Raw genomic sequence first — 23,677 nt, 5'->3', positions numbered from 1 at the left:
GTCCGTTTCGTTGTGTGGAGTTACTATAGCTAGGCACGGCTAAACCCCATAATCGCGATTGTAGGATGCGATCCATCAAAGCAATTATGCCAAGTTTCTATATGCTAACTTTACGCTTCTCCGTTAATTAGGTACTGCGCTAAGCAATTTTCACGACGTTGAACTCATGCGTCGGTTCGACAAATTCGTATTGGGCATTGATCGTCTGTAGCTCCCATGTGCCATAGCCTTTGGTGATCTCCAATACACCGTAAACGGCGTTATGTGTATGACGAAAGGCTGCGACAGGAGACATCTTCTTCACCAAACAAGAAGTAAAAATCGCAGAAATCAAATCACCGACACCGACTGGCTGCATAGCAAATTCAACACTAGGGCGTTGGGCCAAATAGCTTGCTTTCGGCGTGGCTAAAATCATACTGAAGGCGTCATCTGTTAGTGCATGCAGGTGTTTCACCAATACCATTTTCGGTCCCAGCTCTAGGGCTTTTTTACATGCAGTGACCGCATCATAAAGAGAGTCAATTTTCACACCTGTTAACTCGCTCAGTTCAAACTGGTTAGGAACAATCACATCAGCGATGGGCAACAAGCTATGGCTTATCGCTTCTTTGACACCGTCTGCCACAATGCAACCTTTGTCTGGATCACCCATAACTGGGTCACACACATAAAGCGCGCTGTGGTTACGCGATTTGACTAAACTTACCGCTTCGGCCACCGCTCGACATTGCTCTGCGCTGCCTTGATAACCGGACAGTATCGCGCCACATTCGCCTAACTTCTCAATGTTATCTAAGCCTCTCATTAGAGAATGAATTTCATCTGCCCCAAACTTCTGTCCAGTCCAACCTTGCTGGTACTGAGTGTGATTTGAAAACTGAACCGTGTGAATTGGCCATACTTCGAGGCCCATTCTCTGCATTGGGAAGACTGCAGAACTGTTTCCGGCGTGGCCATAAACCACATGAGATTGAATAGAAATAATGCTTTTCATAAGTCACTCTTAATTGAGAAGTTTGTTAGCTTGGCGACTAAATAAACACAATATCGCGCACTGTGCTTATTTGGTCGGAATAGCCTCGACAACGCCGAGGCTTATTCTTAATCAGGCTGGATTAATTAGCCGTGGAACTCAGCAAAGTACTCATCCAACACTTTGCGTGTTGCACGACCGATAAGCTCGTATTCGTGGTGAGTAAGGTTTGCTAACGAAACTCGAACTGATGCGTGCACTACATCGAAGCCTTGGCCTGGAAGCAGGATAACGCCGGTTTCATGTGCAAGGCGGAACAGGAAGTCTTTGCCCTTCTCGCTCGCTTTGAACCATTCAACGAAGGCTGGTCCGTACAATTTGCCGCCCAAAGTGTCGAGCTCAAGCAGTGTGTAGTAGTCCACACGATCTTTGTTTTCTTCAATTTCTACACCCATGTTTTTGTACAGAGTTTTGTAACGCTCGCGGATGATGCGTTTACATGCTTCTTTGTAGTTTTGTTCCGAGTCCATCAAGCAGTTCAAAGAGAACAGCGCCATTTGAACTTGTTGAGGAAGAGACAAACCTGCTGTGTGGTTAAGCGCTACGCTGCGGCTGTCTGCTACGATACGGTCAATAAATTTGATCTCACGAGGTTCCGGAGTCAGTGTTTTGTAACGATCGTCCAACTCAAGTTGACGCGCTTCAGGAAGGCTGCGCATTGCATCGTCAAACACGTTGTTGTGTTGAATCGCAATCGAGCCTAAACGCCAGCCTGTTGCACCGAAGTACTTCGAGAACGAGTAAACACAAAGCGTGTTGTATGGCAGTTTCGCGAACAGTGAGACAAAGTCGTCCGTAAATGTGCCGTATACATCGTCAGTCACAATGAACAGGTCGCTACGTTCGTTGTTCACGAAGTTTGATAGGTTATCCAGAGTTTCATCCGAGAACTTCACAGACGCAGGGTTTGCTGGGTTCACGACACAAAGCAGTTTGATGTCTGTATCTGCAAGCTTTTCGATTTCAGACATCGGCAGTTGCCATGTTGTCTCATCCAAACGTAGCTCAACGATCTCCAGTTCGTATTCACTCAGTTCTGGAATCTCTAGGTACGGCGTAAAGATTGGAGTGATTAGCGCTACCTTGTCACCTTTCTTCAACAAACCGTTGTTGAACATAGTTTGGAAGGTGTACGTCATAGACGCCGTACCGCCTTCAGTTGCAAACAGATCGAAGTCTGTCGTCATTGGCATTGGACCGTACATCTCTTCTGCAATGTATTGCTTCACAACGGTTTCGATGTTCGTCAACATGCGTGGTGGCACTGGGTAGTTACATGCAAGGTATGCGTTAACCAGCTCATTCAAGAAAGCTTGTTTCTCTAGACCCAAACGGTCTTTTGCGTAGCTCAACGACTTTTCTAAGAACTGCACGCCTTGGTCTTTCTTATTGTCGTTTGCAAACGTGTCGAAGCGCTCAACAATGCCCACACCATCAGGAATGCCACCGAAGCCACCATCTAGGTATGAGTAAGTGCGCTCAGCTTCCAATACTGCAAATTCACCCAAACGAATAAACGCTTTACGAGGTAGTGTCGCTAGAAAGTTAGGGTTACCACGACCAGCATCTAATAAAGCGCGGTCAGGAACAGTTTGTGCCACTTCAATAAGTTTATCTTTTAATTCAAATGGGCTTAAATCTGCAAATTTTGAAAAATCAATTGTTGTGTTTTGCGTAGTCATAATATTTACCTGAATCTATTATTTAATGAAATTTGGATAATACTTCCCCTACCACCTATTTAATTAGGCGATAAGCGTGTTCAAATTTATTTAAATTACATGCCTGCGTTTAAAGTAATAATGCCGACAATAATTGGACCCCATAGGGTAAGCAGTACATTAGCCACTGCATAAGTCACGGTGAATGAGAATACTGGCGTTGCGTTGCCTGTTTTTTCCATTAAAGCCGCGAATGCTGGGTTCGCACTTCGTCCACCTGTAACACAACCAAGTGCTTCAATTGGGTTCTTAATCTTCAATACAAAGTATGAGAAGAAGAACGAAATAAACTGAGGAATAATGGTCACAGCCATACCAAGGAACAACAGAGACATACCGTGTTCTTTGATTGTGTCGACTGCTTGAGGGCCTGCCTCTAGGCCAACAATGCCCACAAATGCTGCCAAACCGAAATCTCGAATGAAGTTCGCCGCACCTTCTGGGAATTGAGCAACGTGGGGATTGCGGCTACGCAACCAACCGACGATCAAACCTGAGATCAAACAACCAGCACCAGAACCGATGGTGACGGGAATGCCTGCAATCTTAAAGCTGATAAGACCAATCAATAGACCAAGCACCATACCCATGCCAAGCACAATGAAGTCCGTCATGGTTGCAGAGCCCATGCGTTGACCGATGTTTTTCTCAACGCGACTAATGTCTTTTGCTGTACCTGTAAGCTGGATGACATCGTTTTTCTTCACCACAAGATCCGGCGTCATTTCGATAGAGCTGCCTTCACGAATGTAATCCGTCACATAAATGCCGCGCATTGAACCTTGGTTCGAAGCCTCTTTGATCTCTTGCAGCGACTTACCAATCAGTTTGCGGTTGTCTGCGATCAGTTGACGGTTTTCTTCAATAACTTCATAGCCTTCTGGAAGTGCAATCTCGTTGTCAGCCAAACCATCTTGCAGCTGATGTACCGCATTACGACGACCAGTTACAACAATGACATCCCCTTCTTTCAGTGCTGTGAATTTGTCCACTTTTAGCACTTTGCCATCACGTTGAATCAATTCAATACAAGCAGCTAGAGCGTGTTGGTTTAACTGAGCTAGGGTTTTGCCTGCTAGTCCGCCATCTTTGCTCACTTTAAATGCTCGTGTAACCAGCGCGGTTACTGCGTTGAATTCACCCGGCGCAAGATCGCGCTTACCATTTGAGTTTTTCTCTTCCAGAGCAATCGCTTCTGCTCGGATATCCCACTTCATCAGTGTTGGGAATACCCATGTCACCATAAGAATTGGACCAAGCGAACCAAAGATGTACGTAACTGCGTAGCCTACTGCGACGTTGGTCTGCATTAGGTGTTTCGCTTCTTCTGTCACACCACCAAGACGTGCGATCGCATCACCCGCTGTACCGATGATTGCCGATTGAGTCAAACCACCAGCTGCAAGACCTGCTGCCGTACCTCTGTCTAGATCAAACATCCAAGCTGCCGCTAACACACAAAGCAGACCTGAAACCGTCATAACCACGGCAGAAAGTAGAATGTTGATGGTTCTAAAGTTCAATGCTTTGAAGAACTGCGCACCACCTTGATACCCTACTGCGTAAATAAAGAGCGCAAAGAAAATGCTTTTTACGCCGGGATCAATATGAACACCAAATTGCCCAATAATTACACCCATTAATAATGTTCCGGCAACACCGCCAAGAACAAATCGACCAATGGTAATTTTACCAACCATATAACCGAGAGAGAGCGTAATAAAGAGAGCAACAAATGGTGCCATGTCAAAAAGGTTAGAAATAATTTCCATGACAATTTTACTCTTACTAATAAATATAAAACTCAAATAATCTAACGAATAATCTGTCACTTATATTTGTTGGATTATTTAATTTAAAAAGCATCTCGTTTGCTTCGAAGCGAATATTAGGAACAAAAACTCACAACTCGTAATCCTATTTGAAGGACGAAACCATCACTTCGCATATTAAAACGCAAACATTGAACAATAATTGTCGAAAATTTAATAACTTAGTGTTCTGAAATAGACACGAGATAAATCGGAAAATAATTTTATTTTTGTTATCGCTCTCCAAAAAGCGGGTTGGTTGCATCATTCCCTCTATATAGCGCATAACACCTTTCGTTTGATGGATTAGATCCTCCAAAAGCGATTATCACGGATGCCATCATTTGCCTTATCTTTCCATTCATCAAGTTAATAGAGAAAAACACCATGAACTCAATGCCACATGAACTTGTGTGGGGCGAAGTTTACTTCCCACCCTTGTTGCTGGTTATTGCATTGGCTTACATGCTCACCATTTTGGTCGGAACCATTGCTACAAAACTGGGTATCCACAAATACGTTGCATTTCCTGCACTCGCAGAGCTGAGCCTAATTGTGATTTTTACTGGCGTTATTGGTCGATTCATTACCATCTTTTGAGGCAAACCCCGTGATTAAACGTTATCTCATCACATTGCTACTGCTTTGTGCCGCTGGCAGTGTGATTTTCAGCTATTACCAGTCGTACTCAAGCAGTCCTTGGACACGAGACGGTCAAGTCAGTGCATACATTGTCTCAATCACACCGCGTGTGACAGGACAAGTCATTAACGTGTATGTCGAAGACAACTCGCAAGTGAAACAAGGCGATTTACTGTTTGAAATCGACCCTAGCATCTACAAAGCGGCATACCACAAAGCGTTGGCGACTCAAAAGCAGGCGGTCGCTCTGTTAGCAAAAGCAAAAAACGAAGAGCAACGCGCACTTAAGTTAGAAAAGCGCACACCTGGAGCCGTACCGGTACTGACATTGAACAACCTAAACAATGCGGTAGAAACGGCGGTTGCCAACGTAGAGATTGCGAAAGCCAATGTTGAAGAAGCCAAACTGAACCTTGATTACACCAAAGTTTATGCTCCAACGAATGGTTACATCACTAATTTGAACTTACGCGTCGGTTCTCAAGTGGTCGCTAACTCTCCTGTCGTAGCCTTAATTGATGAAGACAGCTTCTGGATAGAGGGTTACTTCAAAGAGACAGATCTGGTAGGCGTCAATCCTGAAGACATCGCTTATGTAACCTTGATGATGCACAACGATGTGCAACTAAAAGGTGAAATCAAAAGCATCGGCTACGGAATTGCAAAGCAAGATGGCAGCACAGGCAACGACCTCCTGCCAAATGTCAATCCGAACTTCCAGTGGATTCGGTTGGCTCAACGTATTCCCATCAAAGTAAAACTGGATGAACTGCCAGACGATCTGCAACTTCGCGTGGGTATGACGGCTTCTATCAAAATCATTAAATAATTCGGTGATTGTTATGTTCAGCGCCTCTACCAAAGAAGCGATCAAAGCTGCGCTCTCTATCGTTATCGCGATCTGTCTTGCCTTATGGTTTCAATGGGAGAAACCGTATTGGGCAGCGATCGCAGTCGCGGTAATGGCATTAAATGAAAGCTTCGCTCACTCGATAAACAAAGGTCATAATCGCTTATTAGGAACCCTCCTTGGCATCGGTTATGCCTTTTTCCTCATCACGACGTTTTCTCAAGATCGCTTTTTGTTTCTCACCTTCTTCACCTTGTTTTTAGGTGCGTGCATTTTTATGTCGAGCGACGAAAAGTATGGTTATGTGTTCTCTATCGGTTTTGCTGTGTGCTCCATCATCGCATGTATGGGAGGATTTGATAGTCAAGCAACGTTCCACTTCGCTGTTCTTCGCATGCAAGAGACGATTCTTGGTGTGATCACGTTTTCTGTTGTGTACCGATTAGTCTGGCCAGTCAGTACAGAACAAAACTTCATTCAACGTTTTGAGACCAGCAGAGAGGCGATGCTTAACGCTATGAAATCGCCCAATGATATAGATATTGAAGCTCTTGAGACCAACAGCGCCAATATAGAAAAGTTGTTCCAACTGGTCGGCTTACCACTTACTGGCAGCTACCACTTGAAAGAACATCGTCAGCTATGGCGTGCGCGTTTAAATGAGATGGCACAAATCCAAGACCGATTGCTAGAACAAGCAGATAAATCGCAAAGTCGTGAGATCGATTGGCCAACGCTAACGCAGCAACTTCAAAGCTTTGATATTAGAAATCCAAGTACTTCGCTCATTGGTCACGTTGCTTGTGTCATGCAAAGAGAGAAAAACACAGTTTGGCATCACGAGCATCGAACGTTTATCCAGCATTTGAATGAAGACGGCAGAAAGGTATTGCAAGGTGTATCCATGTTCGTCACTTCTTTGTTGATCTGGATTTATCTGCCCGTACCCGGAGGTTTCATTTTTCCGATGCTAGCTGGCGTGTTCTCTTCAATCGTTCCTACTATGCCACCAAGCATTATTAAAGATGCATTTTTTGGTGTGATAGGCACTGGCACGGTGATTCTATTGCAATACATTTTCCTAATGCCAATGATGACCGAGCTTTGGCAGCTTGGGCTATTCTACTTCATCAACATCATCGTAATTTGGAAGATATTTTCCACACCAAAGCTGATGGTACACAGAATTCTAGGTATTAACTTATTGGTTGTCTTGACATCAGGAGCGCTCAATTTAACCCCAGCATATCGAATTGAAACGCCCTTGCTGATGCTGGTAAACATTATGATCATTTTGATGATTGCCAAGTTGTTTACTGATCTGTTTCGTGTTCGCGTTACGGTCTAAGCGTCACCTCCGTTCTTGAAACTAAAGCCCCGCATTGCTTTTGCTCTGCGGGGCTTTTTGCTTTGTTCACTACCCTATTCCTGCCTCACCCATAAAGCGAGGATAGTATCCATCAAAAGCGATTAACGGAATCTCTCTTCACCTCATAAAATCCTCTCATTGATTCACGAAATGCAATCGAAAACCATGCATTCACAACGTCAATCACAGCAAACATATCTATCTAACTGAACAAGAAGTTCAGTGACACATTAACTGTCTGAGTCTCGAAGGTTTGAGACTATTCAGAGTGGAAACTGTCATGAGTTTTTTTGAATTACGCGCCGGCAAGACGTCTTCTCTTACTGTGCTCGCGAGCGCACTAATGCTTACTACCCCCACTTTTGGCTTCGCCGCTGAAGAGACGACGACCTACAACGAAGTAATCGAGCAAGGCCGAGCGCTGTTCGACAAATACGGTATCAGTCATGATTTACCAAAACTGGCCATCAGCTCTCTAGTTCAAGGCGAGCATTTGGTAGAGCATGCCCACCGAAGTGTTAAAATCGGTGATAGCGTTCGCGATTCGTCCGTCTACTTGGTTAAGAACACCGATAACAAAGGCAACATTGATCTGCGTATCAAGTACAACCCTGAACAACTCGATGAAAATGAAAAAGTACTTGATGAGATCGAAGCTTTCACACGAACAGAATACCGCCTTCGAAACTACGCAGAGAGTTTTGATCCGTCATCAGTAAGAGCCAAAGAGGATCAGAACGGTAATGTGATCATCAGTTTTAATTACTCAAAATACGGTCTTCCTCAAGATATCGCCTACTTCCGCTTTTTAAGCGTTGATATTGAGTTGGTTAATGGTGAACCGAAACGTATGGTCATTACCAACGATAAACCGTTCACACATCACAACTACCAAGTGGATTCTTACGATCAAGAGATCCTCTTCCAGAAGTTAACATCAGGCAAAATTGCGATTGCCAGTAAAAACACCAAGATAGTTGGTTCAAAGAAAAATAACCCCCTCGAAATGATGAGCAGCGTAAAACCGGTAGCGATTTATGAAGATAAGCTTGGCGTGCAAGTACTAGACGAAAAACGCTTGAATGAGGTCTCTGATCCACGCATGCAAGAAGCCAGTGTTAAGCTAGACCGCGTTTTTCCTTTAATGGGTGATATGGTTCGTCGTCAAGGTATCGATTTGCCTCTGCCGTTTGGTGTATCGCTAGCGTATCGAAATCAAGATATGAATATTCCATTTAATGATTTCACGATTGAAGGCATCGGCCTTAATGAACTGTTTGATCCCGAAGACAGTGTCGGCATCGTGAGTGCTGAGAGCATGACGCTTCGTGGCGATGTAAACATCCTGCCATTTTGGAATGTATTTGGTTACATCGGAAAAGTTAATGTCGATGCCAATGTTGATGCCGCCTACACGGGTGAAGGTGGCCAGTACATAAAAGATAAGCTGAACGATAAACTGCCAGGATTAGGTGATAAGTTTTGCGATGGTTTATCTGCACTTTGTAGTCGCGGACGCCTAGACGTGCCGCTGCATTTGGAATATGACCTTCGTGGTATAGGTACAACCCTTTCGGTTGGCTATAAAGAATTCTTTGCTTCTGTCACTGGTACCTATTCGCAAACTCGCTTAAAGGGCTTAGATGATTGGGGCGATGGTATTGTTACTGTACAGCCGATGTTGGGTTATCAACTTGTCGATTATCGCACGCAGTTCTTTGTCGGAGCAGAATATCAAGGACTGGACGCTCGAATGGACGGGCATGTAAAAAGCGGTGATATCGAATTCGATTACGACATTGGTGTAGATCTTAATCAATGGGCGTTTTTGACTGGTTTCAATAAGCAAATCGGCAAAAACTACAACCTGACCTTTCTCTATAACAAAGGGGAAACTCGAGAGTCAGTGACCTTAAATCTTGGTTACCGTTTCTAGCTCTCAGGAAGAGCCCGCCCCTATACGATGGTAGGACTGCATCCTACAAAGGCGATTACTGAAACTGTCGCCGATGTCCTACCATTTGAGCCATCAATTCAACAAGCCATCCAACCATTCACGGATTAATGCCAAAGCGTCAGGACGTCGCTTGTTAGATGCCGTTTAACATTTTCGGTGTACGCACCAAATGACTTTTTGGACATAACAATGACTTTACTCAATCGCTCAACTTTAGCCATTACCATCACTCTTGCCTTAGCGGCTTGTGGTGATGATTCAAGTAAACCTAGCGTTCCTTACGATCCGGAGCCATTACAACCGTTACCGCCAGAGCAAATCTCTTTGGAAATTGGTGATGCGACCATTCAAGCCACTAAAGAGTCCCTTGTCATCACACCCCTTGATGCGGATGAAAAACTGGCAGCGGTAGAGGCGTTCAAAGGTATCCAATTTGCGCAAGCAGACCGCTTTCAACACAGCATTGTGGCCCCACTTGAAGGCGATATTGATGCGACTCAGTTCGGTGATGCGTGTCCGCAGTTAAAAACCACCACACAAACGCAGTCAGAAGATTGTTTGAATCTAAACATTTGGCGACCAGCCGGGACAGAAGCGTACGCAGATTTGCCAGTTTATGTCTTTATTCACGGTGGAGACTTTGAATACGGCGCGGGCTCAGAACCGCTGATTCATGGTGATATGGTGGTTGCACAAGGTGCTGACGATGGTAACCCGTTTATTGCTGTTACTTTTAACTATCGTTTGGGCTTGCTGGGCAGTGTTTGGGTCGATGGTTTGGACAACCCTGAGGGCGGTAACTTTGGCCTAGGCGATCAAAAACACGCGCTTGAATGGGTTCAACAAAACATAGATGCATTCGGCGGCAATCCGCAAAACGTGACACTCATGGGGCAAGGTGCGGGTGCCATGTCGGTGGGAATTTTACAGCAATCAAAAGGCGATGCTGCAATCGCAGGTGAGCACTTTCAGCGTGCCATCATGCAAAGCAACGCGTACGGCTTTGAATATAAAAGTTACGATGTTGCCAAGAGCCAAAGGCCAGAGCAAAGTGTTGAAGATCTAACGCTACTACCACTTGAAGAGGTCATGAAGGTACAGAGCGAGATGCTTGATCCTATTCAACGTCTTAAGAACTGGGTACTGACCGCTGCGAATATTCCGGTTATAAGTCCAACACGAGACAACAGCCCATTAGCTACGTTGATGCCATTTGCGCCTTACATCGAGCATCGCCCACCAGCGTTTCTAGTGAAAGAAGTACCAGGCTATCACTTTACTGAACAAGCGATTGAGAGTGAATGGATCGTACCGACGGTAATTGGCTCAAACAGTGCAGAAAGCAATACTCTAGGCATGCTGCCGAGCCTGACATTTTTGATCCCAACTATTATTGAAATCTTGAGCCAAGAAGCGCCAGAAATCATTGAAAGTGGTGACGAAAACTTAATCGTCGAATACATGGTGGAGTGGCTAGAATCGGAAACGAACTTAAACCGTTTACGCACCGAATATCGTTCATTACTCAACGATTCAGCTTCGATTGAACTCGATCTTTCTGACTTATTGGAACTGCTGCCTAGCACCGCTTATGAGGCGATGACTAAGTTGTTCTTCGGTTTGGGGAACTCCGATTCAACAACGGAGTTACTTGCTCTGGCTGACTTCTTCCCCAACGATGAAAGCGAACTAAATGGTGCGACCAAAAACATGCAGCAATTCAAAACCACGTTGCATGATTTGCTCTTCACGGGTCCAAACCGTCATAAAGTTTCAACTGAAGAAGCAACAGGGGCAACGCCAAGCTTCTACTACTTTGACTACAAACCTGGATTCAACGTATGGACTTACAATACCAAAGGTGAAAATGGCGATCTCGACGTTGGCGATTTACTCAAAAGCATCAGTTGTATTGTCGGCGCTTGCAATGCATCGGAATTACCATTTGTGTTTAATAAAGCATTAAAGCTTGATGGTTCAAGTGTTCGTCCAGGTAGCAAAGACAAAGCAATGATGAACGAGCTCTCTCGTATGTGGTTTAGCGAACGTTTATTTGAGGACTTCCAATACAACAGCGCGACTGACCGAGTATTGCTGATCGATAACGATGGCGGTATTCAATCCACACAAGACTGGGACAATGCTCATCACTCAGGCATCGATCCAAAACTGCGCCAAGGTCGCCTCAACGGTCTCGAGGAACTTGGGCTGATTCTGAGTCACATGTAACGTTATCTTCAGTCACTAATAGCTCGTTACCAAATACCTAAAAGCCAGTTCACTGGCTTTTTTCATCCTTATTCCTTGAACATAATTAGGAAGGTTTACTCATGTTTCCTAACGCCCTTCGTGCCCTGCTACTCTTTATCTTCAGCGTGCTATTGGTTGGCTGTGCCCAGCCCTACCCTCAAGTTGAACCGGATTTTGAAGCCAATTGGCAAACTACTCAGCATCAAGCCGAAGTTTACTTAATTCCTACCGCTCCAGAAGCCTTTGCTCGTCGCGTTGAACTGGTAAGAAACGCTCAGCAAAGCATCGATATGACTTATTTTTCTTGGGAAAGTGACACGCTTGGTTTGATGCTACTCAATGAACTCAAACAAGCAGCAGATCGAGGCGTGCAAGTTCGACTCACTCTCGATGATTTATTGGTGTTTAACGAAAAATGGCTTGCTGATCTCAGCGCTCACGACAACATTAAAATCCGTTTATTCAATCCGTTTGATTCACGTAAGTCAGGTTGGATTGGTCGCGCCGTCAACTTCTCTACTCATCAGCAACGTTTGGACAATCGTCTACACGAGAAGTACTTCAACGTCGACCATCAATGGATGATTCTAGGTGGACGCAACATTGGCGACGACTATTTTGGTTACAGCCGCAAAGCCAACTTCTTCGATATGGATGTCTTGTTCAAAGGCAGCATTATTCGAGCGTTCGACCAGAACTACCAACAGCTTTGGGACAGCGAGCATGTTACGCCGATAGAAAACATCGTTAACGTTACCCCAAACTATTCCGCGTTTACTAAAGCGCTTAATAAAGGTGAGAAAGACAAAAGCATCATTCTGGCGGAAGTTGAAAAACAAGTTAAGCAACTGACCAGTCCCGACTTCATCGCTGCGCAAGTCACCCCCGTTTTCGACTCATTAAACAAGTTAGCAAACAACAAACCCTACTTTAGAAAACGTGCAGAACACCAAGTTTGGCAACAAATAACCACTGCATCCAAAGCAGTGATATCAACGCCTTACGTGGTACCGAGTGATGGTGAATTTGCCTTTATTGATACCTTGATGGAGCAAAAAGCGGACATCACGTTAATGACGAACTCGTCTGCCTCTAATGATTCTGGCTTTATTCCGGCTTATTACGAGGAGCATCGCCAAACCTTGTTGGATAAGGGCGTTCATATACTATAGTACAAAAACCAAGCGAAAAATGATGACCATTACTTCCATGCAGATACTTATTATCACAACAAGACGGTGATACTCGATGATCGGCTGACTTATATCGGCTCATCAAACTTCGACCCAAGATCGGATTTCCTCAATATGGAATTTGGTGTGTTGGTCCAAAGCAGAGCCTTTGCAGAACATGTCATGCACTACTTAACTCGGCAACAAGATGAACTGTTTTGGCGAGTATCTCGAGATGAACAAGGCCAAACTCAGTGGCAATCAATGAATGAGATCCATACTAAGAATCCAAACTATGGTGGATGGCATAAGGCACCTAACTGGATATTCAAGAAACTGAATGGTGAGTTCGAACTCTAAACAATCAAGGCTTAAAAAGGCTCTCTATCTGCAAGAATGAGAGCCTTTTTAATGCCCGCTAAAACTGCGTGCCTAGCGAAAAGTGAACGCGGAATTGGTCTCCTTGCGGAGCATCTAAACCATAAGCAAAGTCCACTTTGACAGGCACGTATTTTGAATTCCATATCAAACTCAGCCCTGTACCGCTTTTCCAATCCACCCTATCGTTGAAGGCATCACCAACATCATAAAATGCCCCAAGCCACAATTGGCGGTAGACCTGATATTGATATTCCAGCCCAGCAGTAAACATGTAACGAGCACCCGTTAAATCGCCATTTTCATCTCTCGGAGAGATAGACTCATAACCATAACCACGAAGATTGCCATCACCTCCCGCAAAGAAGCGTAACGAGGATGGAATATCGCTCAAAGTGTCAGCGACATTAATACCGACATTAGAACGAAAGTGAAACTTGTGTTTTTCACTAATATCCCATGACAGAACACTATTGCCCTCAATACGCAGCAAACGAGAATCGGAGAAAAAAATGGGTTCTGAGTATTCCAATGAGTAGACGTGACGGAGCTTTACTTCTAATTGATCGTTCTTGCGATCAAGCAGTGAAAATGTCACCCCCGGTAATAACAACTGTGATTCGTTATTCTCCGACGCTTGTCGATAACTTTCTTGCAAATAACGAACGTGCATGGTGCTTTGCCAATCACTGTCTAACTGCCAGTGTTTTTCAAACGATAAATCATTAGAAAAACTCGATGTGTCTCGATAGTCGACATGCTTAGATTCAAACTGAATCCCGTAGTAATCGGTTAGAACATTTTGGGTGGGAATTTTGTAACCAAGTAATAGCGATTGTTCCGGTTTGGAAGCGTACGCTTGTGCCTCAAAACTGTGTCCACGTGCGTTGTACCAAGGCTTGGTCCAGTTCAGCGAAGCGCGTAATCCCAAGTCTGTCGAATACCCTCCACCGACTTGCACAATATTGCGTGACTTCGGCTCTGCGAGCACTTCTATCGGCACCTTATGACCATCGGATATCTCCTCGAAATCCGCTTTCACAATCACACTGCGAAACCAATCAGTACTGGAAAGATCGGCCTGATATTGACTCAATTTCAAAGTATCAAAATCGTCGCCCCGCTCAAATGTTCTCATCGCTTCTATTCGTGCCGTTTCGATACCCGATGTAAGAACAGACAGCTCTCCAAATTGGTAGCGAGAACCACTAGAGAAATGCAGATTCACATGGGCTTGATTCAAACTGGGAATGACTTCCAAAGACGATTCAATAAAACGCCCATCCAAGTAACCTTTTTGCTGAGCCAATGAAATCAAGTTTCGTTTTAGCGTGTCGTACTCAGAATGAAGCAACGGCTGCCCTTGTTTAAGCTGAGCTTGATTAATTAGTTCGATGAAATCTTGATCGTTACTGGCCTCTCCCGACACAGCAATATTAGATTTTTTGACCAACATAACCTCCCCCGCGTCAACCTCAAGCGTGATGAGAGCATTCTCTGATCTCTGAACATTGAGCTCGGAATGATAGTAGCCATAAGGGTTTAACGCATTATTAACCATCTGCGTTAGTCGATTTGAGGTAATGTTTGAAACAGAGAGTTTCGTTAGTGGTGTAAGGTGACTTTCAAGATTTTTCTCTAATATTGGTGTTAGCCCTTTGATTTTAAATTGCGCTCCGAGTGCATGATGTAAAGGCATAGAAGCTAAAACTGATATACCTATTATTTGTTTAATGAGAGGAAACACACCGCTACCTAGTTTAGCAATACACTCGACAAGGTTAATGATGGAATGGCATATCAGTTAATCGCGTTTGTAGGATTGCTCCCTACGATATCCTCTCGAAAATTCACGTTTCACAAGTAGATACTTTGAACGATAAATTGGCTCAAGCTAGGAGGTGGCAAATCATGCGGTCTAAAATAGGTATACTGTTTGCCAAAAATACAAAACCCAACGCTGAATGGATCTCATCAAGCGTTGGGTTACATTGATAATGTGTTTTTTAATCTAAAAAGCGGTCTGTTTGTAAAACTAGATCGAAGAACAGTTTCCTTTTTCTGCCATGTCGACTTTTAGTACTTCTGCTTTACCTTTGCTTTCGTCTACGAGTTCTACGCCCGCACCACCAACAAATACACCCATTTTAATGTATTGATTAACGAAATAATTACGGCCCTCTTCCGTTAAGATAGTTAAGTGATTTTCAGAAAACTCAGACTCTGTACTTACTTGATGTTCTTTATTGCCTTCGACCTCATGGTAGAAGAATACACCAGGAGCGGTTTCACCAATACATTCCCCATCGACGTAAACATACTTTTTAAGCGCTGCTCCGACAAAAGCATCTTCTCGGTAAATGTAAATCCCTGCGTTCCCCTTTTGAGGTGCTTAAAATGATTTCATTTGATTTGATACTGTCGAATCAACAGTAGGAACAGAAGCACAACCTGACAAACCCAAAAGGAATGCGGAACACAGAATTACTTTATTTTTCATGTTATTAACCTAGCTACGATAAAATCGCGCCAACCATACTATAAATAAATACGTTCACTTATTGGTATTTTTGAAATTTGTGACTCAACCTATGCAATAGCACTCATTTAGCGTATAGATTGAGCAAACATTAGCCATATAATAATCACGAGAATAAAATGCCCTGTATCTAACGATCACTAAATGCCACTTTACTCGCTAGACTGATAAGTAGAATACCTGAAACACCTTCAAGAGTTCTTGAATAACGCTGAGAGTGTGGACGACTAAATACCCAATTACCCACAGAGGCGTACAAAACGTTACATGTCGTCGCAAGTACGCTGAACAGCAAGCCAAGTACTAATAATTGCATTGATGTTGAGCTTGCAGACGTATCAATAAATTGAGGCAGAAACGAGAGAAAGAATAGCGCTACTTTTGGATTCAAGATGCTGACGATAACCCCCTGAACAAACACATTTTTATTATTATCAACATTTTTGTTTTCAACGATTTTACTTTCTCCACGCCACATAGACAGTAATGACTGAACACCTAAATAAACTAGGTAAGCGGCCCCTAACCATTTAACAACGCTAAAAGCCAAAGATGAACTCAGAATTATTGCTGACAAACCTAAACATGCCGCTAGTGTATGAAAAAAGTAACCAACACCAAGCCCCAGAGCCGCTTTCAGCCCAGCAGATAATTTACCTTTCATTGTATTGGAAACAATATAAATTACATCAGGTCCAGGAATCATGTTGATAGCGAGACAAGCGACAACAAATAATAATAGTGAGTTTGAATCCATTCTTTTCTCCAAATTAACGTCTTGCGGGATAACATTTCATCGAACTACAAGTAATGCAACGTCCAGGTTTCAATTGGTTATATTTAGTATTAACAACACGTTACTAATACTACAGCACTGCACGAAGAGCACAATCATGAACAGTGATACGAATTAAATTATGGGCCTTTGTTAGCCCTTTGAATGATAATATTTAGCATCGTTTGGTTATAAGCTTTTTCCAGCCAGAAGCTCTTATGGAAGTTAACATATCGGCTACTTAGTATACTTAATAGACCGTCAAATAAGATAGATTATCTATTCTTATTTCTTCAAGCCTTTTGTGCTTCATTTTCCTGCCTCACTAAGCAGCAACTTAATATTTGCTACACCAAAAAATAACGCGAACACGCCTTCAAAAACTGCTTTGGATCTTAGATAGGTTTGTCTGACCTTTTTATGCGCGAAAAGAAAAGCATAGCCAAAGAAAACCAAAGCACTAACCAGCCCCACAACAAAAATGACCGACAACAATTCCAACGGACTGGCCGTAGGAGGAACCCCTATCGAATAAAGCGCACCGAAAAACAGAATAGCCTTTGGGTTAGTTAAGTGAATTAACACTCCGGTTAAGTAGTTACCCTTCTTTGTCGTTACGTATATTTTGGGTAACTTTAGCTGCTCGATGTTGCAGGCAGAATGTACGGACTTTAAAGCCAAATATAAAAGATAAAATGCCCCACAATATCTAAGAATTTCAAAAAGCCAAACATTGCTATAGAGTATGGTTGCGAGACCAAAAGCGGCTGAGGTTGACCAAAATAAAGACCCCGTTAAAACACCTGCAGCCAAATACCCACCAAAGCGTCGACCGTGGTTCATTGACGTGCCTGCTATCGCAAGAGTCGCAGGTCCGGGGCTAGCGATGGCAGCGATAGCTGATACGACAATCAGTGAATAACTTATCTCTTCCATTTTTACTCTAAGCCTCCAAATGGAGTTTTATCAACACTTATCGCGGAATACTCTATTGAACGTACATCAGAAGCGTAATACTGATTAAAACACCAAGTGTCACGAATCGAGTTGAGATTCTTTGGTATTTTACTGCTCCAAAATAACATCAAATCCGCCATAAATGAGACGCTTTCCATCAAAGGGCATTGGGTTATTGTCTGGACTCATTCGAGGATCACCCATGATCCGCTGCCACCCTGAGTCCCGAACTTCTTTTGAAGGCCACACTACCCACGAAAACACAACGGTTTCGTTGCTTTCAGCGTTAACTGCCATGGGAAATGATGTGATCTCACCATCTGGTACTTCACTCCCCCACGTCTCAACAACCTTTAAGGCCCCAAACTCCCTGAACATTTCTGCTGCTATTTTTGCGTGTGCGATATACTTTTCTTTATTCGCTGTCGGCACTGCAGCGACAAACCCATCAATGTATGACATAAGTAAACTCCTTTCATTGGAGTTATAACCATAGCTCAATAAAAAGAATGCACATGATGTCAAACCATAGAAGCAGGTACGTAATACAGCTTGAGAGCTACATTCCTAGCTTGGACTTTATATGCATATTTGAAAGGTATGTGTTTGGATCAAGCTTGGTTAGCATATTTATAATCTCCAAAACACTCGAATACTCAATACGTTCCTCTTCAGCATGCCCGATCCCACCTATTGTAAAGTGAGTAAAGCGGTAATCACGATAAACGTTTTGCAGCTGGCTAGAAATATCTTTGAGTAATCTTTTACTGAGGGCGAATGCAGGGTATTCACTACTTTCTGAAAGCTCTGCTGTAGAGCCAATAGATACAATATTGCATTTATCGTTAAGTGAACCTAAAGCGTTAAGCTCATTGACTAAATTAAGATACCCAATCGGACCAACATTCATAAACTCAATCAGTTCGCTTGTTGTCAATTCTGAAGACTCTCCCCACATCGACGCCAAATAAACTATGATGTCAAACTCTACACCTTTGAAGCACGTATAATCTGGCTTTTTACCGGGATCAACGTCAATACAAACAGAAGCGACTCCCTCCTCAACTAGCTTTGATCTAGAAACCGCATAAATTTCTGTACCCTGTAAGTTCGTAGCCAAGAACCTTCCTAGCCCCTTACTACCTCCAACAATTAAAATCTGCATAACCCTATTCCTTGATTAAGGTTGTCTTTCATATTGTCCGTCAAACTGTTCATTAGGCATCACTTTAACGTTTCTATTGCCCTACTTAGTTCTATCTTCAATTTCATCGAATGGTTCAACTGAAATACGCTCTGCAATTTCACTCATCTTCTTCATTTTTTCTGGGTTACTAGTTCCCCAAAACCGCTCCCAGTCTTCACGTGTTCGCCACTTGGCAATAGTTCAAACCTTTTCCGGTACATCGTAAGAACGAAGCATAAAACTACCAAGCGCCCCATCTACTGACTGATGAATTGAATCTGTCGTCGAACGCCATATATTTTGAAACTCATCCATTTTTTCACTTGGCACACGCCATTCATACACAACTCTAAACATAACACTTCCATTAAAATTTCTAGATTTAATACGGCAAAGTATCAGGAACACTAAGCCAGGTTAATAGATGAATAAAGCAACATAGTAGAGCGTAGAACAACCTAAAAAACAAAGCGTAAACGCTCTAAATCACTCCGATTCGATTAGTCATGCACACATTCAAAGATTTCGTATTGACGTTTAACATTGGCAGTTACTTTTCCCCAATGTGAGGCTTGAACTCTTTCCTGATGTTGCTTAAAAGAGGCTTTGTCGACGAACTCCTCATAGACATCAAAACGAAAAGGATTAGTCGAGCTTTGAGTCACAAGAAAAGTAAGGCAGCCCGGCTCTTCTAACGTGAGCCTTTTGTGAGTTATTAACGCATGTTTTACTAATTCTAAATCCTTTTCCGGAACTAAAATAAAGCCTTTCAATGTTACTTTCGACATATCATCCTCTCGCCCCTGTAACCTTTCGTTAAGAAGTAGCCAACACGCCCTCAATCTCAACCATCATATCGCAAATGTGAATCTCACATGAATTAAAATGCCACGTGTTAGGAATCTATTTCTAATGCCCTATCGACTTACGAGCATAAGGTTATCTCTACCCTTTCTTTGCCTTTACCGATGTTCTTGCGTTTTAATTGAATTTGGCCGACTTCTGATGTGCGCTTTAAATGAGTGCCACCGCAAGGTACTTGCGCAAACCCATCCACTCTCCAATACCTTCTTTCGCTCTCTTGATCGGAAAAGTCACTAATAATAACTGAATCAGAGTTAATCAAATCTTGCACATCAGTTTCAATTTCTTTCAATAGCGGGCCAATACTTTCAGACCACTCGAAATCTATGCGACTCTTATTTTCAGAAATATGCGCGCCTATCTTAACAATGCCTTCCCGACGCTGATAAAACATCTCGAGCACCACTTCAGCCGCAAAGTGTAGCTTCATTAAGGCGTATCTACGCTTCCAATCAATATTCGTAGTTACAATGTCACCAAGAGTAAAATTGGGAGAGGATTCCAATGTGTAAATAAGTCGAACACCTAGCTTTTGAGCAATCAAAACCGGAATACCATTAATCGTTCCTTTATCACTCTCTTGGCCTCCAGACTCTGCAAAGAAGATAGTCTGGTCCAATTCAACCTTATTTCCGTCTACATTGGTCACTCTTGAGTTAAGTTCTGTTTGGTAGGGATTAACCCAAAATAATTTCTCGCTCATGCTGCTATCCTTGCAGCAAGTCCTATCCTTGATAGTACATTCAGTGACCACCAAGTCAATTCAAGAAACTTCGCCGTCAAGTGTAAGGCTGTGTATTGAGTACGAGCAGGCTAGATCTATTAGATGCTTTTAAGGCTGGGTACTAAACGCTGTCCAGGGGTTTAGCTAACAACCCGTAAATAGCTGAATCTGAGACTACTCCATTCACTTCCCAACGCTGCCTAAGGAAACCTTCCTTTATAAAACCTAACCGTTCCAAGACTTTACCTGAAGAAGCATTGTCTGGATCTATCTCAGCCTCGATTCGACGTAGATTCAGTGTTTTGAATGCGTGTTCGATTAATGCAGTTCCCGCCTCTAATACCATGCCTTTACCCCAGAAATGACGACTCACGCCAAAGCCAATTTCTGCGCGCCTAGACTCTTTCACGTGATTAAACAGCATTATCTTACCCAGAAGTTGGCCATTGCTCTTTAGGAAGATGCCTAGTGTCACTTCTGTATTGCTATTCATGGCCTGTGTACTCTTGGCTATAAATGTCCGCGCTTCTTCAATTGAAACCCAAGGGCCAGAGTTCCAATATTTCATGACCTCATGGTCTGAGAAGATGTCAAACAATTCGCTTGCATCATCTTCAACTAGCTCTCTTAGAATTAATCGTTCCGTTTCAATCTTTGTTACTAACATTTAGGAGTCAGCCTTTTGGTTTGTTATTGGTGACGAAAATCCAATAAAAGTATGAGACACGTAATACAAATGATTTCGTATGAGACTTTTAAACAAGCTCAACGCACGGTAAAAGCGCCACGTGTAACGACTCTATATTGAAGCAAATTTTAGACATTCAAGTGCGTCAACAAGTAACCGTTGAACGCATCAAAGCTTGGGGTGAGTTGATCATAAGTCCTAAACTCAGGCTCAAAATAGTCCATATACTTTATTATCGCTTAGTGACGATTTCCTTCAGTACTCTGGCTGGGTTGCCACCAACAACGACATTGTCTCTAAAACTCTTTGTAACGACTGCGCCAGAGGCTACCACCACGTTGTTCCCAAGTGTTACGCCAGGGTTGATTACGGCATGGCCACCTATCCAACAATTGTCACCAATGTTTATGGGCTTTGCTAGCTCTAAACCACTGTTCCTCTCGATAGGATCTAAGGGATGAGTCGCAGTATAAATGCCAACTTGAGGCCCAAGTAAACAGTTATCACCAAACTTAACTTCCGCAACATCCAAAATCACACAACCAAAATTAGCGTAAAAATTATCTCCAACGTGAATGTTGGATCCGTAGTCGCAATTGAAAGAAGATTCAACATGAATATCGTCACCTGTTGTGCCGAACAAGCGCTTAGTTATTTGAACTCGCTTTTGTTTATGCTCAACAGACGTGGCATTCAATTTTTCAGTTAGTAACCTAGCGCTCAACCTTAACTTTAATAACTCTTCATCACTTGGGTCATAAAGCTCACCTGCTAATATTTTCTCTTTTTCTGACATAAAACTTGGACTCCAATACCAATTTTCTTACAACGCTACATTAAGTATGTGAGTAACGCTACCACCTAAACGAGGTTATTTCACCACGAAAACAAAGCCCAACTTGAACCCAAGTCCTCAGCGCTATCAATTTTTTCAACAAGTTAGTGAACTACCACCACCGTTCTCACTAACTTATCACCGAGCCGTTGCCTCTTTTTACCAAGAATGAAAATTGAGTCAATAAAACCGAAGAATGGAGTAATAACATTTCGAAAGAGCGACTGAAAAATATTGCACTTTTTACCCGTTCTTGCACTTATAACTGCAATGCCCAAAAGTTTTTTTCCCACACTTTGACCATTTGGTAAACAATCAGAAAAAAGGTAATACGATACAGTCGCAGTTACTGCTGTAGCGCGCACAAGCTCTTTTTCAATACCGATTTCTAAGCCGACCCATAAAACGAGAGTAAAAATGCTAAAACTGACAAAAAGATCAATCATTTGTCCAACACACCTAACTCCCGGACTAGCCAAAACGTAATTTTCTAGAGTAAATTTTTCTGCATTTTTCATTTTAAAATTTGGACTAACAATTGCTTATTGGTGAACTAACATTATTGAGACAGTAACATCCCCACTAAACCTAATCCATACTTCCGTAAAGCACGGTCGAACCTGATTTTGCTATCTTTTCAATATATTACCACGCTTGTTCTAAAGGCTAGATTGGTAGTCTTTCAACATCTCTTCTTGATTAAGCGCTTTACTTTCTAACTTTTGTTGATCTTTAAAGATTTGAGCTAATGAAGGGAGAATTGAGCGATTTACTTTATAGTCATCAGACCAAAGTTTCCCTCTCATCACCGCTTTCGCACAATGAAAATACATACTCTCTATGACTATTTTGATAACAACCTTAGGATCTTTACTTCCATCGGGGCAAGCAGATATCAAGTTGGCGTCGGTGTGAATACTTGCGATTCCTTTAATACGGAGCACTTCATCAATACCATTTACCATCAATAACAACCCTACCTTGGGGTTACTAATGATATTTTTTAGACTATCGATACGATTGTTCCCCGAGCTATCAGGGAGCAACAATGTTGATTCATCTAAAACTTTTACGAAGCCAGGCTCCCCTCCTTTAGGAGAAAGATCGATATACCCTTGTGAATCAGCGGTACTTAGAACTGCAAAATGGCAGTTATTAATTAATGTAATCGCATGAACATCCAGCACAGGCAGAGCTTTATTTTTAGCTCTCGCACTTGGCTCTGCGTAAATTTCTTTTAACTGCTCTATTGTTTTAATTTCACTCATTCAATGTTATTCCTTCACTATCGTATAATGCTTTGCTTGTAAGCAAGCAGTAACTCTGACTTCTTGTATAAGCACTCGACATAACTCATCGTAAAAATACTACGAGTACAAATTATCTCTTTAATACCTTGTTATCTAAAGATTTAAAGTTTTTCACTAAACTCCCCACACTGCTTACACTTATAACCATGCTTGTAAAAAAACAGTGGAAAACCCAGTAAAATAAAAACTAAGAAAGCTGGGCGTTTACCTTTTGTAAATGCAAATAGATCTTTACTACCACATTTAGGGCAAACGTCTTTTTCTTCATCAACGTCAACTTCATTTCCCAATGATTCTGAGAAATCGCTACTAAGTATTTGTTTCGCATCTTCTGCATCACTTTCGGCCACCATCAGACGGACGCCGCCAATTGCATTTGAATAAAGCCACTGAGTATTTACCGTGTGCTCGTCAGCGATGTAACTTTCTATTCCGACACTATCTAGGCTTGCTCTCGCAATATGAGCTTCATGAGGAAAAGAAAACCTTGCTACTACAATCACATATTACTCCTTGTGGGAAAGCGCTCCCGTAAGGTATGATCTGCTCCAGCCAGACTGGACACTCCATTAAGCGACATTTTGTTGTTCAAAGTTAACTGGGCTTAGATACC

21 protein-coding genes and 2 pseudogenes are annotated in these 23,677 nt (G+C 42.7%); 6 read left to right on the top strand and 17 right to left on the bottom strand.

The window, feature by feature from the left end:
- Positions 1–139: 139 nt before the first annotated feature.
- From pdxY to aspT, 3 genes are all read right to left on the bottom strand, one after another.
- A complete protein-coding gene (gene pdxY, locus R7E78_RS20165) occupies positions 140–997 on the bottom strand; it encodes a pyridoxal kinase PdxY (protein WP_005377109.1) in 858 nt (285 codons plus the stop codon).
- A gap of 125 nt (positions 998–1,122) precedes the next feature.
- Positions 1,123–2,718 (bottom strand): bifunctional aspartate transaminase/aspartate 4-decarboxylase, encoded by a 1,596-nt coding sequence (locus R7E78_RS20160; protein WP_262640623.1) that lies wholly within the window; start codon positions 2,716–2,718, stop codon positions 1,123–1,125.
- A 95-nt stretch (positions 2,719–2,813) separates the two neighbouring features.
- A complete protein-coding gene (gene aspT / locus R7E78_RS20155) occupies positions 2,814–4,529 on the bottom strand; it encodes an aspartate-alanine antiporter (RefSeq protein WP_262640624.1) in 1,716 nt (571 codons plus the stop codon).
- Between the two features lie 426 nt (positions 4,530–4,955).
- On the opposite strand from aspT, the gene R7E78_RS20150 reads away from it, so the two are divergent.
- The 6 genes and pseudogenes from R7E78_RS20150 to R7E78_RS20125 all read left to right on the top strand — a co-directional run bounded on the left by R7E78_RS20150 (position 4,956) and on the right by R7E78_RS20125 (position 13,168).
- On the top strand, positions 4,956–5,168 hold the full coding sequence (locus R7E78_RS20150; protein ID WP_033005140.1) for a DUF1656 domain-containing protein: 213 nt from the start codon (positions 4,956–4,958) through the stop codon (positions 5,166–5,168).
- 10 nt (positions 5,169–5,178) lie between these two features.
- Entirely contained in the window at positions 5,179–6,039 is an 861-nt protein-coding gene (locus R7E78_RS20145; protein ID WP_262640625.1) for an HlyD family secretion protein, read from the top strand.
- A gap of 13 nt (positions 6,040–6,052) precedes the next feature.
- Complete coding sequence (locus R7E78_RS20140; RefSeq protein WP_262640626.1) at positions 6,053–7,408, top strand: FUSC family protein; 1,356 nt, start codon at positions 6,053–6,055, stop codon at positions 7,406–7,408.
- Positions 7,409–7,709: 301 nt separating this feature from the next.
- Entirely contained in the window at positions 7,710–9,365 is a 1,656-nt protein-coding gene (locus R7E78_RS20135; protein ID WP_005377103.1) for a hypothetical protein, read from the top strand.
- Positions 9,366–9,575: 210 nt separating this feature from the next.
- Complete coding sequence (locus R7E78_RS20130) at positions 9,576–11,615, top strand: carboxylesterase family protein (RefSeq protein WP_262640627.1); 2,040 nt, start codon at positions 9,576–9,578, stop codon at positions 11,613–11,615.
- A 101-nt stretch (positions 11,616–11,716) separates the two neighbouring features.
- Positions 11,717–13,168 (top strand): annotated as a pseudogene (locus R7E78_RS20125) (phospholipase D family protein).
- A gap of 58 nt (positions 13,169–13,226) precedes the next feature.
- On the opposite strand, the gene R7E78_RS20120 reads toward R7E78_RS20125, so the two are convergent.
- The 14 genes and pseudogenes from R7E78_RS20120 to R7E78_RS20055 all read right to left on the bottom strand — a co-directional run bounded on the left by R7E78_RS20120 (position 13,227) and on the right by R7E78_RS20055 (position 23,567).
- The gene (locus R7E78_RS20120; protein ID WP_216600601.1) at positions 13,227–14,885 is read right to left on the bottom strand and encodes an autotransporter assembly complex protein TamA; all 1,659 of its coding nucleotides are present in this window, start codon (positions 14,883–14,885) and stop codon (positions 13,227–13,229) included.
- A 336-nt stretch (positions 14,886–15,221) separates the two neighbouring features.
- Positions 15,222–15,686: pseudogene (locus tag R7E78_RS20115) on the bottom strand (DUF2846 domain-containing protein).
- A gap of 169 nt (positions 15,687–15,855) precedes the next feature.
- Entirely contained in the window at positions 15,856–16,482 is a 627-nt protein-coding gene (locus R7E78_RS20110) for a LysE family translocator (RefSeq protein ID WP_171344952.1), read from the bottom strand.
- 327 nt (positions 16,483–16,809) lie between these two features.
- On the bottom strand, positions 16,810–17,436 hold the full coding sequence (locus R7E78_RS20105) for a LysE family translocator (protein ID WP_262640628.1): 627 nt from the start codon (positions 17,434–17,436) through the stop codon (positions 16,810–16,812).
- Positions 17,437–17,565: 129 nt separating this feature from the next.
- A complete protein-coding gene (locus R7E78_RS20100) occupies positions 17,566–17,919 on the bottom strand; it encodes a DUF1428 domain-containing protein (protein WP_017821465.1) in 354 nt (117 codons plus the stop codon).
- Positions 17,920–18,016: 97 nt separating this feature from the next.
- Positions 18,017–18,622: a hypothetical protein gene (locus tag R7E78_RS20095; protein WP_053306983.1), complete on the bottom strand. Its 606-nt coding sequence runs from the start codon at positions 18,620–18,622 to the stop codon at positions 18,017–18,019.
- Positions 18,623–18,844: 222 nt separating this feature from the next.
- Complete coding sequence (locus R7E78_RS20090; protein ID WP_262640629.1) at positions 18,845–19,000, bottom strand: hypothetical protein; 156 nt, start codon at positions 18,998–19,000, stop codon at positions 18,845–18,847.
- Between the two features lie 143 nt (positions 19,001–19,143).
- Positions 19,144–19,431, bottom strand: coding sequence for a putative quinol monooxygenase (locus tag R7E78_RS20085; RefSeq protein ID WP_005377083.1), 288 nt, complete (start codon positions 19,429–19,431; stop codon positions 19,144–19,146).
- A 137-nt stretch (positions 19,432–19,568) separates the two neighbouring features.
- Positions 19,569–20,210, bottom strand: coding sequence for an alanine--tRNA ligase-related protein (locus R7E78_RS20080; protein ID WP_005377082.1), 642 nt, complete (start codon positions 20,208–20,210; stop codon positions 19,569–19,571).
- A gap of 142 nt (positions 20,211–20,352) precedes the next feature.
- Positions 20,353–20,898, bottom strand: coding sequence for a GNAT family N-acetyltransferase (locus R7E78_RS20075; protein ID WP_064368477.1), 546 nt, complete (start codon positions 20,896–20,898; stop codon positions 20,353–20,355).
- A gap of 253 nt (positions 20,899–21,151) precedes the next feature.
- The gene (locus R7E78_RS20070) at positions 21,152–21,715 is read right to left on the bottom strand and encodes a sugar O-acetyltransferase (RefSeq protein WP_262640630.1); all 564 of its coding nucleotides are present in this window, start codon (positions 21,713–21,715) and stop codon (positions 21,152–21,154) included.
- A gap of 143 nt (positions 21,716–21,858) precedes the next feature.
- Positions 21,859–22,272 (bottom strand): RDD family protein, encoded by a 414-nt coding sequence (locus R7E78_RS20065; RefSeq protein WP_031778951.1) that lies wholly within the window; start codon positions 22,270–22,272, stop codon positions 21,859–21,861.
- Positions 22,273–22,413: 141 nt separating this feature from the next.
- Entirely contained in the window at positions 22,414–23,022 is a 609-nt protein-coding gene (locus tag R7E78_RS20060; RefSeq protein ID WP_318058178.1) for a pyridoxamine 5'-phosphate oxidase family protein, read from the bottom strand.
- A 143-nt stretch (positions 23,023–23,165) separates the two neighbouring features.
- Positions 23,166–23,567 carry a DUF2007 domain-containing protein gene (locus tag R7E78_RS20055; protein WP_005377076.1) on the bottom strand — a complete coding sequence of 134 codons (402 nt, stop codon included), beginning with the start codon at positions 23,565–23,567 and terminating at the stop codon, positions 23,166–23,168.
- Positions 23,568–23,677 lie beyond the last annotated feature (110 nt).

The organism is Vibrio sp. YT-19(2023), assembly GCF_033337395.1.
This window is presented reverse-complemented; position numbering and strand designations above follow the sequence as displayed.